This window comes from Bacillus sp. FSL R5-0397, assembly GCF_038593395.1.
In the GTDB taxonomy this organism is placed as follows: domain Bacteria; phylum Bacillota; class Bacilli; order Bacillales; family Bacillaceae; genus Bacillus; species Bacillus altitudinis.
Map to the genome: position 1 here is coordinate 2,658,450 of NZ_CP151992.1, position 13,956 is coordinate 2,672,405.

Annotated in this window: 11 protein-coding genes and 1 other annotated feature; of the genes, 4 read left to right on the plus strand and 7 right to left on the minus strand. The window is 40.8% G+C overall.

Going from position 1 to position 13,956, the window contains the following annotated elements:
* Positions 1-141: 141 nt before the first annotated feature.
* A complete protein-coding gene (locus tag NSQ70_RS13570) occupies positions 142-2,442 on the plus strand; it encodes a helix-turn-helix domain-containing protein (protein ID WP_335364553.1) in 2,301 nt (766 codons plus the stop codon).
* Between the two features lie 35 nt (positions 2,443-2,477).
* Here the strand turns inward: NSQ70_RS13570 and NSQ70_RS13575 are convergent, their stop codons facing one another.
* The gene (locus tag NSQ70_RS13575) at positions 2,478-2,849 is read right to left on the minus strand and encodes a helix-turn-helix domain-containing protein (RefSeq protein WP_008343017.1); all 372 of its coding nucleotides are present in this window, start codon (positions 2,847-2,849) and stop codon (positions 2,478-2,480) included.
* 154 nt (positions 2,850-3,003) lie between these two features.
* Here NSQ70_RS13575 and NSQ70_RS13580 point away from each other — a divergent pair, with 154 nt between their 5' ends.
* Complete coding sequence (locus NSQ70_RS13580) at positions 3,004-4,191, plus strand: MFS transporter (protein WP_024719303.1); 1,188 nt, start codon at positions 3,004-3,006, stop codon at positions 4,189-4,191.
* Between the two features lie 13 nt (positions 4,192-4,204).
* Positions 4,205-5,044 carry an aldo/keto reductase gene (locus tag NSQ70_RS13585; protein WP_039168372.1) on the plus strand — a complete coding sequence of 280 codons (840 nt, stop codon included), beginning with the start codon at positions 4,205-4,207 and terminating at the stop codon, positions 5,042-5,044.
* A 44-nt stretch (positions 5,045-5,088) separates the two neighbouring features.
* Here NSQ70_RS13585 and NSQ70_RS13590 read toward each other — a convergent pair whose 3' ends face one another.
* The 6 genes from NSQ70_RS13590 to NSQ70_RS13615 form a co-directional block, all read right to left on the minus strand.
* Positions 5,089-6,588 (minus strand): extracellular solute-binding protein, encoded by a 1,500-nt coding sequence (locus tag NSQ70_RS13590; protein WP_008343015.1) that lies wholly within the window; start codon positions 6,586-6,588, stop codon positions 5,089-5,091.
* Between the two features lie 25 nt (positions 6,589-6,613).
* Positions 6,614-7,474: a carbohydrate ABC transporter permease gene (locus tag NSQ70_RS13595; RefSeq protein WP_098680761.1), complete on the minus strand. Its 861-nt coding sequence runs from the start codon at positions 7,472-7,474 to the stop codon at positions 6,614-6,616.
* Between the two features lie 218 nt (positions 7,475-7,692).
* Complete coding sequence (locus NSQ70_RS13600; RefSeq protein ID WP_342502215.1) at positions 7,693-8,445, minus strand: NAD(P)-dependent oxidoreductase; 753 nt, start codon at positions 8,443-8,445, stop codon at positions 7,693-7,695.
* 52 nt (positions 8,446-8,497) lie between these two features.
* On the minus strand, positions 8,498-9,400 hold the full coding sequence (locus NSQ70_RS13605) for an alpha/beta fold hydrolase (protein ID WP_160757435.1): 903 nt from the start codon (positions 9,398-9,400) through the stop codon (positions 8,498-8,500).
* Positions 9,401-9,530: 130 nt separating this feature from the next.
* Positions 9,531-11,945, minus strand: a complete 2,415-nt coding sequence (gene leuS / locus NSQ70_RS13610; protein ID WP_342502216.1) for a leucine--tRNA ligase — start codon at positions 11,943-11,945, stop codon at positions 9,531-9,533.
* A gap of 97 nt (positions 11,946-12,042) precedes the next feature.
* Positions 12,043-12,264: a binding site (T-box leader), on the minus strand.
* Positions 12,265-12,366: 102 nt separating this feature from the next.
* Positions 12,367-12,696 (minus strand): DUF4257 domain-containing protein, encoded by a 330-nt coding sequence (locus NSQ70_RS13615; RefSeq protein ID WP_008343006.1) that lies wholly within the window; start codon positions 12,694-12,696, stop codon positions 12,367-12,369.
* Positions 12,697-13,121: 425 nt separating this feature from the next.
* Here NSQ70_RS13615 and NSQ70_RS13620 point away from each other — a divergent pair, with 425 nt between their 5' ends.
* Entirely contained in the window at positions 13,122-13,925 is an 804-nt protein-coding gene (locus NSQ70_RS13620) for an STAS domain-containing protein (protein ID WP_007501884.1), read from the plus strand.
* The last annotated feature ends 31 nt before the right edge of the window (positions 13,926-13,956 follow it).

Consider the following 13,956-nt stretch of genomic DNA (forward strand, 5'->3'; position numbering starts at 1 on the left):
CTCAGGGGAAGCTACTCAAAACGTTACATAAAACATAAGAAAATGATCCTAATCTCAGAAAATGATTATTGACAAACCTACCAGATTTTTGGATTAATAAACTAAGGGGAAAAGATTGTTTCGTTTGAAATGGGGGGTTTTATGAAAAGAAAGCAGTATAAATTTTATTACAAGCTGGTGACGTTTTTTTTCGTGCTTAGTACAATTCCTGTTATTATTGTCGGTATTTTTTCTTATCAGCATTCGCAAAAAACTGCACTCGAAAATATTTCAAATGAAAAGCTGGACAGCGTCAAACAAACGCAATCCAATATTGAGCATATTCTAAAGACAGTAGATCATTCTCTCACTCACTATGTCAGTTCGCCGCCTCTCCTTCAAACACTGGCAGAACCTTTAAATCCAGACCAATTCCAACTTTATAATCAAGTCCAGCAAGAACTGAATTACCTGCAAACCTTCGACACCGATCTCTCCAATATTACACTTGTTAGTAAAATGGAAGATTGGTATATGAACAATTCTGGTCTTTATCATGTCTCAAACGGAGATCAAGAGAAAGCGTTAACCTCTTACCTCAATATTCCGAGTCATTCCAGCTGGGCACTTGAAGAAAATAATCCACTTGTCTCAACAAAAGAAGGAAAGACATCCTTTTGCAAATACAATGTGAATTTAATCAAGCAGCTTCCGATGAACAGTGTCCAAAAGAAGGGGATCGCCGTCGCCAGCATTCCAAGCTGCGTGATTGCTGACAACATGCCTGACTTCTCTCAATCTGATAGTATGTTTGTCATTGATACAAACGGAAAAGTGCTGCTACATAATCGAAAAGAACAAATTGGTGACTCGTTAAAAAATCAAGATTTCGTCAAACATGTCCTGTCACTTGAAGAACGATCCGGACAATTTGATATGAAAATCGATGAACTAAACTATCAAATTACGTTTCAAAAATCAGATTATAACGAATGGACATACTTATCCTTTGTCTCCATTCCAGAACTAAAGCAGCAAACGAAATCAATCGGGTGGATCACCTTTATTATTTGCTTTATTTTGTTAGCGCTTTCATTATTATTTTCATGGTTTGGCTCTAGACACTTTTATAAACCGATTCGCTTATTATACGAATCCTTTGCACGTAATGAGTCGTTTTTGCATATACAGCCTTTCCAAAATGAATTTGAGCTCATCGAATCGAGCATTAAACAAATGAAAGATCAAAACAATGATCTAGAGGAACGGATTGAGCAGCAAGTGACACACTTACAGCAATACTTTATGGTGCGTCTGCTGCTTGGCAAGCTGACGGAAGAAGAGATTCACAACCGATTTCAAAGTCTAGGCTTTCCTCGTGACTGGTCCCATTTGTCCATGCTTGTGACCCAAATCGATACACTAAAAGGAACGCCGTATGAAAAAAAGGATGCAGACTTGCTTTTATTTGCGATAAATGGACTGATCGAGCAGATTATTCCGCTAGATGAGCATCTTCAGCCGACCGTTGTCAATCAGCATCAAACGACGATTGTTCTCAATCAATCGAAGTCAGAAGAGGAATTTACTGAATATTTAAATCAATTAGCCGAAACAATTCAGCAGCGGATTGAGGAAGAGCTGGGCTTATCGATCAGCATTGGGATCAGTCGCTCATTTAAAGAGCTCTCTATGGCCAAACATGCTTATATTGAGGGAAAAGAAGCCTTAAAATATAGGCTCAAGGCAGAGAAAAAATCCATTCTTTTATACGAGCACATTCAGCAAGGAAAGACGTTTAAGACTCATTTCCCAAAACAGCTGCAGCATGATTTATTTGATGCCATTAAAGCAGGCGATCAAGGCAAGGCAGATCACTATTTACATGTGCTTCTGCAATCCATTTTTTCTAAAAATGCTGGACCACATGAGTACCAGATTGCTCTCGCTCGTTTTTTAAACAATCTCATCGAGCTGATGCATTTGCTAGGCATTGAATTGTTTGAAGTCGAAGATAATAAAATGCTCTATGATACGATCTTTGAGTTTAAAACGTTTGAAGATACAGAAGCGTGGCTGAAACATGAGATCATTCGACCCATCATTGATCAGCTCGGCGCGCGTGAAGACTCTCAATATAAAAATATCTCAGAGAAAATCATTCATATCATTCATCAAGAATTTGACTCAGATCTGACATTGGACGAAATCGCTACACGCCTGCACTATAACCCAAATTATTTAAGCAGTATTTTTAGAAAAGAAATGGATATCTCCTTTAGTGAATATCTCTCGTCTTACAGACATCATGTCGCCAAAAACTGGTTGGTGGAAACGGATATGTCGGTGAAAGAAATTTCGGAAAAGCTAAAATATAAAAATCCGCAAAATTTCATCCGCTCCTTTAAAAAGCTGGAAGGCACGACACCTGGGAAATACCGTGATCAGAAAAAAGGCACATAAAGCAAAGTCCCGCTCTCACAAAAAGCGGGACTTTTTTATTTAAACTGTTCATTTAGAATACTGTCTTCTAGCACTGAAAGCGGCTCGCCATACACTCGTTCAATATGGGCTGCCCCCCAATCACATAACGCATTCAAAATTCGCTCAAGTGACTGTCCGTATTCACTTAATTCATACTCCACTTTAGGCGGCACTTGTTCATATACAATGCGGTTAATCACACCGTCATTTTCAAGCTCTCTCAGCTGCTGTGTGAGCATTTTTTGCGTGATATTTGGCATGAGGCGCTTCAGTTCACTCGTCCGCTTTTTCCCATGTGTTAAATGACATAAAATGACACACTTCCATTTCCCGCCGATCACTTCAAGCGTTGCCTCCACAGAGATATTATATTTCTTCTTTTCCAACGTCTCTTCACTCCTTTTGATGCTGTACAGGCACTTTTTAGTACCTATATTACAAAAAAGTACGTACTTTTTTTTCTGTCATCTATGTTAGATAATAACTCTTGCCGATCGGCTTCGTCTATTAAAATGTCATGAAAGAAGGATGTGAATCACTATGCAAAACAAACAAAATCACTTTGCCCTTCTCGCACTAGCGATTAGTGCATTTGCTATAGGTACAACTGAATTTATCTCTGTAGGTCTCCTACCGATGATCTCAGAGGACTTTGGCGTGAGTGTCAGTCAGGCCGGCTGGACCGTTTCTTTATATGCGCTCGGTGTTACCTTTGGCGCACCAATTCTAACCTCCCTGACTTCCGCTATGAACAAAAAGACATTGCTTTTGCTCATTATGCTCGTCTTTTTGATCGGAAATACACTCGCCACGATTGCCCCAACTTTTTCTGTGCTCTTAATCGGACGAGTGATTTCAGCCCTATCACATGGCGTATTTATGTCGATTGGCTCGACCATTGCCGCAAGCCTTGTGGTGAAAGAAAAGCGGGCAAGCGCCATTGCCTTTATGTTCACTGGTTTAACAGTCGCTACTGTGACCGGTGTGCCATTCGGTACGTTTCTTGGTCATGAGCTCGGCTGGCGGACGTCATTTGGTGTGATTGTCATGATTGGCCTAATCGCACTGATTTCTAACTATTTCCTTGTTCCGTCTCAATTGAAACAGGGCGTGAAAACAACGTTTAAGGATCAAGCAGCCTTATTAAAGACGAAAAGAATTTTGCTTTTATTTGTCATTACTGCTACAGGGTATGGAGGAACTTTTGTCGTCTTCACCTATTTATCCCCTCTCTTGCAGCATGTGACAGGTCTTGCGCCTGGAACAGTTGCCTTGATCCTGCTGTTATACGGGATGACCATCGCCGCTGGGAATGTCATTGGCGGAAAAGCAGCGAATAAACAGCCAATGAAAGCACTGATTTATATGTTTATCATTCAAAGTCTCATCTTGTTTATCCTTAGCTTTACTGCTGGATTTATGACACTCGGGATTGGAACTGTGATGCTGATGGGACTGTTTGCTTTCATGAATGTACCTGGCCTTCAAGTTGCCGTCGTTGATTTTGCAGAAAGGTATACACCTGGAGCTGTCGATGTTGCTTCCGCTCTGAATATCGCTGCCTTTAATGCAGGTATCGCCATTGGTTCATTTTTAGGTGGCATCGTGACAGATACCCTTGGGCTTGTGCATACCGGCTGGGTTGGCGGCATCATGGTGCTCATGGCGGCCATACTCACGATGGTGAGTCATCAAATCGAACAAAAAGAATACAAACAAACCATTTAAAGGAGTCTTTCATATGAACGATTTACAAAGTACAAAAACATTAAACAACGGCGTCCGCATGCCAGGATTTGGTCTTGGGGTCTTTCAGGTTGAAGAGGGAACGGAATTAATTGAAGCTGTTAAAACAGCCATTCAATTAGGATATCGCAGTATTGATACAGCTTCTATTTACGGCAATGAAGAAGGTGTTGGACGAGGCATACAACTTGGTCTAGCAGAAACAGGCCTTCGCCGCGAAGACATCTTTGTGACATCCAAAGTGTGGAATGCCGATTTAGGATATGAAGCGACACTTAAAGCATACGAAGACAGCCTGAAAAAACTTCAGCTTGATTACCTTGATCTGTATTTAATTCACTGGCCAGTTGAAGGGAAATACAAGGAAGCATGGCGCGCGCTTGAAACGCTGTACCGTGAAGGAAAAGTTAGAGCCATCGGTGTGAGTAACTTCCAGCCGCATCATCTAGATGAATTATTGAAAGATGCGGACATCATTCCAGCGATTAATCAAGTCGAGTTTCATCCAAAACTCACGCAGGAAACGCTGTTTACGTATTTGAAAACACATGGCATCCAAATGGAAGCCTGGTCACCACTTATGCAGGGAGAGCTGCTGCATCACCCGCTGATCACGGAGCTTGCGGGCACATACAGCAAAACACCTGCTCAAATTATTTTGCGCTGGGATGTGCAAAAAGGCGTCATTACGATTCCTAAATCAACGAAAGCCCATCGTTTAAAAGAAAATGCCGATATTTTCGATTTTGTCCTATCTGATGAGGATATGAAACGCCTGTCTGCCTTAAATGAAAATAAACGAATTGGTCCTGATCCAGACAACTTCGACTTTTAATGAAAACACCCCCGCTTTTTACTAAGCGGGGGTCTTCATGTTCATTATTTTGATTTTTTAAAGGAAGCTTCATATTCTTCTATGATTTTATTTCCACCATTTGATTTCCACTTCTCTACATCTTTCTTAAATTGTTCTTCGTTGATATCACCAAGAATGAACTTATAGGTTGCATCATCGATGATTTTCTTCAATTCATTTCCTCGCTCTGATGCCGTTTCTGAATACAGGCTTTCAGCAGGGTTAGCGACAATGATGTTTTTATTGTCTTCTTCTAGCTCTTCATATTTTGTACGAACTGCATCGCCTTTATTTTTCAAGTAACGTTTATCAATCCCTACGAGGCTGACAAGCGGCTGTACATCTGTCTGCCAGCTTTTCACTTGGCTTTCTTCCCTCACAAATGTATTTCCATCTTGTTTGTTATAATGCTTTCCATCAATCCCATACGTCATGAGACCATATACGTCTTCTTCTGCAATGCGGTCAAAGAAAGCCAAAATTCTCTTTAACTCTGCTTCTGATTTGACGCTTGTTTTTGGGAAGGCGAAGATGCCATTATGGCCGCCTGATGCCCATACACGTTCTTTGCCATCTGGGCCTTTGATTCGGTTGATAATATCCACTTCCATGTTCTTATCTGTTGCATCATCTCTTAAGTTCACTGCATCTACCATATTTCCAACATAGATACCCGCTTTTCCTTGTGAGAACAATTCTTGCTGCTGCGTTTTGCTTGTGACTGGGAAGTCTTTGTTTATATAGCCATTGTCACGCAACTTTTTCATATATTTCATTGTATTCATATACTCATCCGTCATAAAGTCTGGCGTAAATTTGCCGTTTTCTTCTTTCCAATCTGTTGGCATTCCTTCATAAGAACCTAGCGTTTTAAATGCACCGTAAATCAAATCGTTACGGTCTGTAAAACCAATTGTATCGTCCTTGCCATTTTTGTTCGGATCTTTTTCAGTAAATGCCTTGGCTACTTCATAAAGGTCATCCAGCGTTTTTGGTGTATCCAAATTTAAATTTTCAAGCCAATCCTTTCGAATGACAATCCCTTGTCTTGAAAGTGGTCTCTCTCTATAAATGCCATAAAGCTTCCCATCGATAGAGGCATTTTTATTAATCAGTTCGTTCATCTTACTTAAATTTGGATAATCCTTTAAGTATGGACCGATTTCCCAGAACATGCCTGATCTGAACGCATTGATAGCAGATGAATTCTTAATGTCTTGAATCGTCACAATTTGCGGGAGGTTCCCTGCGGCAAGTGCTGAATTTAAACGGTCTTCTTTCACCGCATCAGGCACCCACGTTATATCAAGCTCTGTATTTGTGAGCTTCTCAATCTCTTCTAACACTGAATCTTTCGGCGGCTGCTGATGATATAAAATCGCCATCCATGTCAGCTTCACCTTTTTGTCTAAATCAACCTTTTCATCTGATGAGCTTGCCCCTTTACTTGAACAAGCTGACAGAATACCACTTGCGGCAAATAACAAAACAAAAGCAATCAGCCATAATTTCTTTCTCCCCATAAGATCCCTCCGTTATTCCATCTTTTTAACCCTTTACAGAACCTAGTAATGCCCCTTTGTTGAAATGCTTTTGAATAAATGGATAGACAAGCAGAACGGGAATGGTCGCCACGACGATGACCGCCATTTTAATGGTTTGGTCTGGCGGCGGTGTTGATGAGCCCATATCTGACATATCTCCCTGCATACCGCTTGATACAATGACGATTTGTCTTAACAGGACCTGAATTGGCCATTTCACCGAATCGTTTAAATATAAAATGGCTGTCATGTACGTATTCCAATACGTCACGGCATAAAAAAGTGAAATCGTCGCAATAGCTGGCAAAGAAAGTGGCAGGACGATTTTAAAGAAGATCCCTAAATCGTTACAGCCGTCCATCTTCGCTGATTCTTCAAGGCTAGCCGGTATGTTTTGAAAGAAGTTTTTCAAAATGATCAAATTGAATGCATTGATGGCCACAGGTAGAATGAGTGACCAGTAAGTATCAAGCAGCCCAAGTGTTTTCACGACGATAAACGTTGGAATCATCCCTCCGCTAAACAGCATCGTGAAGACAACGAGAAACATGAGAGTTCTTCGGCCCTTTAGCTCCTGACGAGACAGCCCATACGCCATGAGTGAGGATAAAAACATGCTGACCGCTGTTCCAACGAGTGTCACAAGAATGGATACAATCAGGCTGCGATACACAATATCTGTAGAAAAGATATAGCGATAGGCCTCTAGAGAAAACGTCGTTGGAAACAAAATAAACTTCTTTGAGATGACCTCTTCTACTGTCGCAAAAGAGGCGGCAATGACATGGATGAACGGGAGCACACATATTAATGCGAACATGAGTAGAAAAGAGTAATTAAATACATTGAACAATCGGCCTTTAATAGAACGATCTATGTTCATCACGCCCTTTCTTTGTAAGCGTTATCATTTCGTCTGAACATAAGCTGCAGCCTTTGACGATATCGTGATTAAAATGTAACAAACGGGGGAAGAAAGCGTCTATAATCATCATGACAGACCACAGAGACGATCATGCCATTCGTGCTTTTAGCCTCATCAATGAAAAGAAAAAGATCATGAGCTAATGTCATGATTATGCCCTATGCCTGATCGTTTTCTTTCAAAATTTCTGCCGTATTGACATCTGGCCTGTAGCCTAACTCCTGCTTCGTTTTCTCAGTAGACCAAGGTTTTCCTTCGTTTTCTGATACAGCATAATAAGTCCCGAATGGAACGTCCGTTTCGATGGCAGCCTTGATCATGCCGAAAAGGTCTTCATGTGAAAGAAGCGTTCGTTTCGTTCTTTTTTTGGTGTGCAATCCTTCCACCTCATCTGCCACGACAGTTCCAATTCTCAAATTGATGACAGACATACCTGTTTGATCGTGAAACAAACGCCCAAGCTGTTCGGAAGCAAATTTTAAAATGCCATACACATTTTTCGTTGCTGGTATATCATCAGTCGTAATTTCTCGCCCTAGTAAGGAGTGACCATCTTTTTCATAGCGATCTGTCACATGGTTACTGCTTGCAAAAATGACTTTTGGAATGCTTAACCTGGCCGCTGAACGAAACATATTATACGTGCTTATCCAAAACACCTCATTCATTTTTGCAAACTCCTTTTCATTCATCACATCATGCGTCATGTCTATGTTTAAAAGATGAATGATCACATCTGTATCTCTTGGAATGGCTTGAAACAATTCCTCATCATTTGCCGCATTTGCAAAAATGACTTTTTCTACACATCTTGTTTGATCAATGATGGTCAGGTCATACTCCGAAGAGAGCTCGTTAGTTAATAAACGTCCGATGACACCACATCCGCCAATCATGGTGATTTTTTTCATCTGTTTCCTCCTTCATCTTCTATCGGAGTAGTATGTCCATGCCATCTATTGATTACAGCCACTTTTTCAAAAAACGTGTAGCCTCGTGGCGCATAGCAGCCGTTTCAAAATGACCTGCATGTAAACCTACAAGCTGATAACGTTCCTTTAAGGAAGCAGCTTGGTAGGCTTGACTTAATGTCTGTTGAATTCGTCCAACACCTTCAGCAGGTGTAAGCTGATCATGCTTTCCAACTAAGCTTAAATGCGGTCTTGGGAAAATCATTTCTTGGATGTCAGCTGCTGTAAAGTGCTTAGCTAAGCTCGGTACATAATAGTAAAAACCGTGTCTATCTAAATGATTTGTTTCAATCAATGTGTGATGATCAACCTGTGCGCAAAGATCCACACACACACTGACCCTCTCATCAAGTGCTGCCGTCCACCATGAAAGAAGGCCGCCCATTGACATCCCAAAAACAGCTAAACGCTCTGGAAGCACATCAGAGCGGGACAGCAAATAATCAATTGCACACATGCTCTCATACAGCATCATGCCCCACATCACTTTTCCTGTTAACAGCATTTCTTTGAAAATTTCACTTTCTGTTCTTCCCCTTCTTTCACCAAATCCCGCATGATCAATCGCCAACACACTATAGCCCTTTGAAGTGAATTCTTTTGCGTATGAAGGCGTTTGCAAATAATGAGCCCCCTTCAATAACTCTTCTTTCCCATCCACATAATTCCCACCATGAGAATGCTGAAACAAGACAACAGGCCTTTTTTTCACTGTATCTTTCGGCTTCACAAAATAAGCCGGAACTTCCTCCACCCCATGAATAGAGAGAATGAGTGTTTCTACTAAGTACGATTCACGTTCCTCAATCTTTAACGTATACGCCTCCACACGATGGCGCTCCGGCATTTCCCCTAATAAACTGAGCAGTTGTTCACGTTTGCTTTCCTTTTCCATTGACGTCACTCCTCATTTTCTTGATCAACTTGTTAAATACGAGATTGATGGAGGAATTACCTTGTTTTCGACAAAATTATGTCCCGGGAAATAAATAACACCCATCGGCTGATACCGATGGGTGCGTTCATTAGTTCGCGACAATATTGACAAGTTTTCCAGGAACCGCAATCACTTTACGGATTGTTTTCCCTTCAAGCTGTTCTTTGATCCGTGCATCATTTTTCGCAAGCTCTTCTAGTTGCTCTTTTGTTGCATCAGCAGGAACCGTTAATTTTGCTTTCACTTTTCCATTTAACTGTACGACAATTTCCACTTCATCATCGACAAGTTTTGACTCATCATATTGCGGCCATGCTTCATAAGAAATAGACCCTTCATGACCAAGTTTATTCCAAAGCTCTTCCGCTACATGCGGTGCAATCGGAGAAAGAAGTTTCACAAATCCTTCTGCATATTCTTTCGGCAGTGTGTCAGCCTTGTATGCATCGTTGATGAACACCATTAATTGTGAAATCCCAGTATTGAAACGTAAGCCTTCATAATGATCCGTTACCTTCATGACGGTTTCATGGTAGCTGCGCTCTAATGCGCCGCCAGATTGCTCTGTCACTTTATCACTGATGGTGCCATCTTCATTTGTAAACAGACGCCATACACGATCTAGGAAACGACGAGCACCATCAAGACCTGTTTCAGACCAAGCAATCGATGCATCTAAAGGTCCCATGAACATTTCATACAGTCTTAATGTATCTGCACCATGAGATTCTACGATATCATCTGGGTTGACAACATTCCCTTTTGATTTACTCATTTTTTCATTATTTTCACCAAGAATCATTCCTTGGTTGAACAATTTCATGAACGGTTCTTTTGTTGGAACAACACCAATATCATACAAGAATTTATGCCAGAATCGTGCATATAGCAGATGAAGCACAGCATGTTCTGCTCCACCAATATACACATCAACCGGAAGCCATTTCTTCAGCTTTTCAGGAGATGCAAGTTCTTCTGTGTTATGTGGATCAATATAACGTAAGAAGTACCAGCAGCTACCTGCCCATTGTGGCATCGTATTGGTTTCACGGCGCCCTTTTTTACCTGTCACTGGATCGACGACCTCTACCCAATCTTTAATATTCGCTAAAGGTGATTCACCTGTTCCGCTTGGCTTAATCTCAGTCGTCTTAGGCAAAATCAGTGGAAGCTCTTCCTCTGAAACAGCTGAAGATGTTCCGTCCTCCCAATGAATAATTGGAATTGGCTCTCCCCAGTAACGCTGACGGCTGAACAGCCAGTCTCTTAAACGATAAGTGACTTTCTTTTCACCTTTTTGATGTTCTTCCAGCCATGCAATCGCTTTTTCAATTGCTTCTTCTTTCCCTAAGCCGTTTAAGAAATCAGAGTTGATGTGCTTTCCATCACCTGTGTAGGCTTCTTTGTCAATGTCTCCACCTTCGACAACCTCTTTGATTGGAAGATCGAATGTTTTGGCGAATTCATAATCACGCTCATCATGAGCAGGAACTGCCATAATCGCTCCAGTGCCATATGTGGCTAACACATAATCTGCAATCCAGATCGGCATCTTTTCCCCATTCAATGGATTGATGGCATAAGCACCTGTGAAAATGCCCGTTTTCGTTTTAGCAAGATCTGTTCGCTCTAAGTCACTCTTAGATTGAATCTCTTTGATATATGCTTCAACTGCTTCTTTTTGAGCAGCTGTTGTAATTTTTTCAACTAGTGCATGCTCTGGTGCAAGAACGGCATATGTGGCACCAAATAGTGTATCAGGACGTGTTGTAAACACCGTAAACTGTTCGTCATGTCCTTCTACTTCGAAGTGAACATGTGCACCTTCAGAACGTCCAATCCAGTTGCGCTGCATGTCTTTGATGCTTTCAGGCCAATCAATGTCTTCTAAATCTTCTAACAGCCTGTCCGCATATGCTGTAATTTTTAGCATCCATTGCTTCATTGGACGTCTTTCAACAGGATGCCCTCCGCGCTCACTTTTCCCATCAATGACTTCTTCATTTGCAAGGACTGTACCGAGTGCTGGGCACCAGTTTACAGGTACTTCATCAATATACGCCAATCCTTTTTCGTACAATTTCAAGAAAATCCACTGGGTCCATTTATAATAATTCGGATCTGTCGTGTTAATTTCTCGATCCCAATCATACGAGAAACCTAATGATTGAATTTGACGGCGGAAATTATTAATGTTCTCTTCTGTAAATTCAGCTGGATCATTTCCTGTATCCAGCGCATATTGTTCCGCTGGAAGACCAAATGCGTCCCATCCCATTGGATGAAGAACATCGTATCCCTGCATACGTTTCATACGTGATAAAATATCCGTTGCTGTGTATCCTTCAGGATGCCCTACATGAAGCCCTGCTCCTGATGGATAAGGAAACATATCTAGCGCATAAAACTTTGGTTTATCTTCCGAGTCAGATGTGGCGAATGTTTTATGTGTCAGCCAATAATCCTGCCACTTTTTTTCAATTTCCCGATGCTGAAAACTCAATGTGAAAACCTCCTTTAATATGTACGGCTTTATCTGCTCAGATGACCACTGCAAGAATTCAGATTTTTCTAAAATCAACAAAAAACCCTCATCCCTGGAAAGGGACGAGAGATTTTTTGGTTCCCGCGGTACCACCCTTGTTAGCGTCATGAACTGTTCATACGCTCACTTAATATCTTTAACGCAGACATGCGACAGAAGCTTTAACGCAACTGCAACTCTGAGGCGAGTTCAGAAGCAGATTTGATTGACTTTCACCAGCCGTCAATTCTCTAAAGACAAATACTGCTTTCCTACTACTCCTCTTCACTGTTCTTATCGTAACCGTCATCTAAGTAGTATTTTATAGAATTATGATCATAAGTGCAAGCAGGTTTGTATACAATGGGAATGTACCCTAGACTAGGGTAAAGTGAGGATATTATTCGTGTGGAGATCGGTTATGACGGTTGGAGCCTGCATCCTGTGAACGTTCTTCTCTCACAAAATCGAAGCTTCGCAGAACTGCTTCTCCTCCGTAACCTGAAATAATGGATAAGATGATCAAGTGCAGACTAGATTCGGGATTTGAGGATAAGACAAGCAGTGTAGCAGCAATCATCCCAACGAGCCAATCTTCAATAAACCCTAGATAAATAAACTTCTTTGTCATTCTGGGCTTCTCTAGCCTGCCTTTTTTCTTTACGTGACCGAGAATGCCCATGACCCCTCCAATGGCGCAAGCAATAATGACTTGTTGCAGCATTTTCATCACCTTCCTAAAGCCCTTAGAATAGTAAAGCGACTTCAGGCTGTCCAGCCCCCTGTAATGCCATTCTGCTGTTCCGTCATAATCCATGTAAAAGGTCTATTCTCTCTAACGAAGAAAAAAAGCTTGTTTCTTCCATTATATGTGAATGACCCAAAAACAATCTTGATGCATTGGAATCATTTTTACCTAATCCATATTAACTATTTTTGTCATTTTATGAATTATCCTCAAATGATCCCTTCTTTTTCTAATGAAAAGTCTCCTTACTTACTCTATTCTAATGGAGGACAAACTATGATGACAAATTTAACAAAGCGATTGCAATCATTGAAACAGAACATATGTTATGTTACGTTTAAAAAGAATTCATTTGGTTTTAAAAAAACCATCTTAAATGTCTGATAGCAGCAGCAAAGGAGGGTAATATGGTCAGCTCGAACATCTTCGGCTTGCAAAAACAGCTTGAACTCATAAAAAAAGCGCTGGATCATGCGCGGATTGGTGTTGTCATTACAGACCCTTCTTTAGAGGATAACCCTATCGTTTATGTGAATCATGGCTTTACACAAATGACTGGATATAAACCAGATGAGATTCTTGGACGCAATTGTCGATTCCTCCAAGGAAAAGACACAAATCAAGAGCAACTTGCCTTAATACGTCACGGAATTCAAAACAAAACACCTATTACCACACAGCTCAAAAATTATAAAAAAGACGGTACTTTTTTTTGGAATGAACTCAATATAGACCCTCTATACATTGAACAAGATGACAAAACATTTTTTATTGGCTTTCAAAAGGATATTACAAAGCAGAAAGAATATGAACAACTCCTAGAAGATTCCTTACAGGAAGTCACCTCTCTGTCGACGCCAATTGTCCCAATCAAAAATGGTGTTTCCGCTCTTCCACTCATCGGAAAATTATCAGAAGAACGCTTTGATGCTATCGTCGCGAAGTTAACTTGTATATTAGAAGATTCAAAGGATGATTATTTAATTGTCGATCTTTCTGGTTTAATCGATGTCGATGATTCCGTTGCAGCGCGAATTTTCAAACTGCATCACCTGCTGAACTTAACTGGAACTGAACTCATCATCACTGGGATCAAACCACAGCTTGCGATGAAAATGAAAGACTTAGATACAGACTTCCAGAATACGATCACTTATTTAACGGTAAAAGAAGCAATCAAAGGATTGCCATTAGCTGAAAACCCTGTTTAAACAGGGTTTTTTTAATTGAACCGCTCCCCAA

What these genes read in the sequence shown, in the direction of transcription:
- NSQ70_RS13570 (WP_335364553.1), top strand. Translation starts at nt 142, where the DNA reads ATGAAAAGAAAGCAGTATAAATTTTATTACAAGCTGGTGACGTTTTTT.
- NSQ70_RS13580 (WP_024719303.1), top strand. Translation starts at nt 3,004, where the DNA reads ATGCAAAACAAACAAAATCACTTTGCCCTTCTCGCACTAGCGATTAGT.
- NSQ70_RS13585 (WP_039168372.1), top strand. Translation starts at nt 4,205, where the DNA reads ATGAACGATTTACAAAGTACAAAAACATTAAACAACGGCGTCCGCATG.
- NSQ70_RS13590 (WP_008343015.1), bottom strand. Translation starts at nt 6,588, where the DNA reads ATGGGGAGAAAGAAATTATGGCTGATTGCTTTTGTTTTGTTATTTGCC.
- NSQ70_RS13600 (WP_342502215.1), bottom strand. Translation starts at nt 8,445, where the DNA reads ATGAAAAAAATCACCATGATTGGCGGATGTGGTGTCATCGGACGTTTA.
- NSQ70_RS13605 (WP_160757435.1), bottom strand. Translation starts at nt 9,400, where the DNA reads ATGGAAAAGGAAAGCAAACGTGAACAACTGCTCAGTTTATTAGGGGAA.
- NSQ70_RS13615 (WP_008343006.1), bottom strand. Translation starts at nt 12,696, where the DNA reads ATGAAAATGCTGCAACAAGTCATTATTGCTTGCGCCATTGGAGGGGTC.
- NSQ70_RS13620 (WP_007501884.1), top strand. Translation starts at nt 13,122, where the DNA reads ATGGTCAGCTCGAACATCTTCGGCTTGCAAAAACAGCTTGAACTCATA.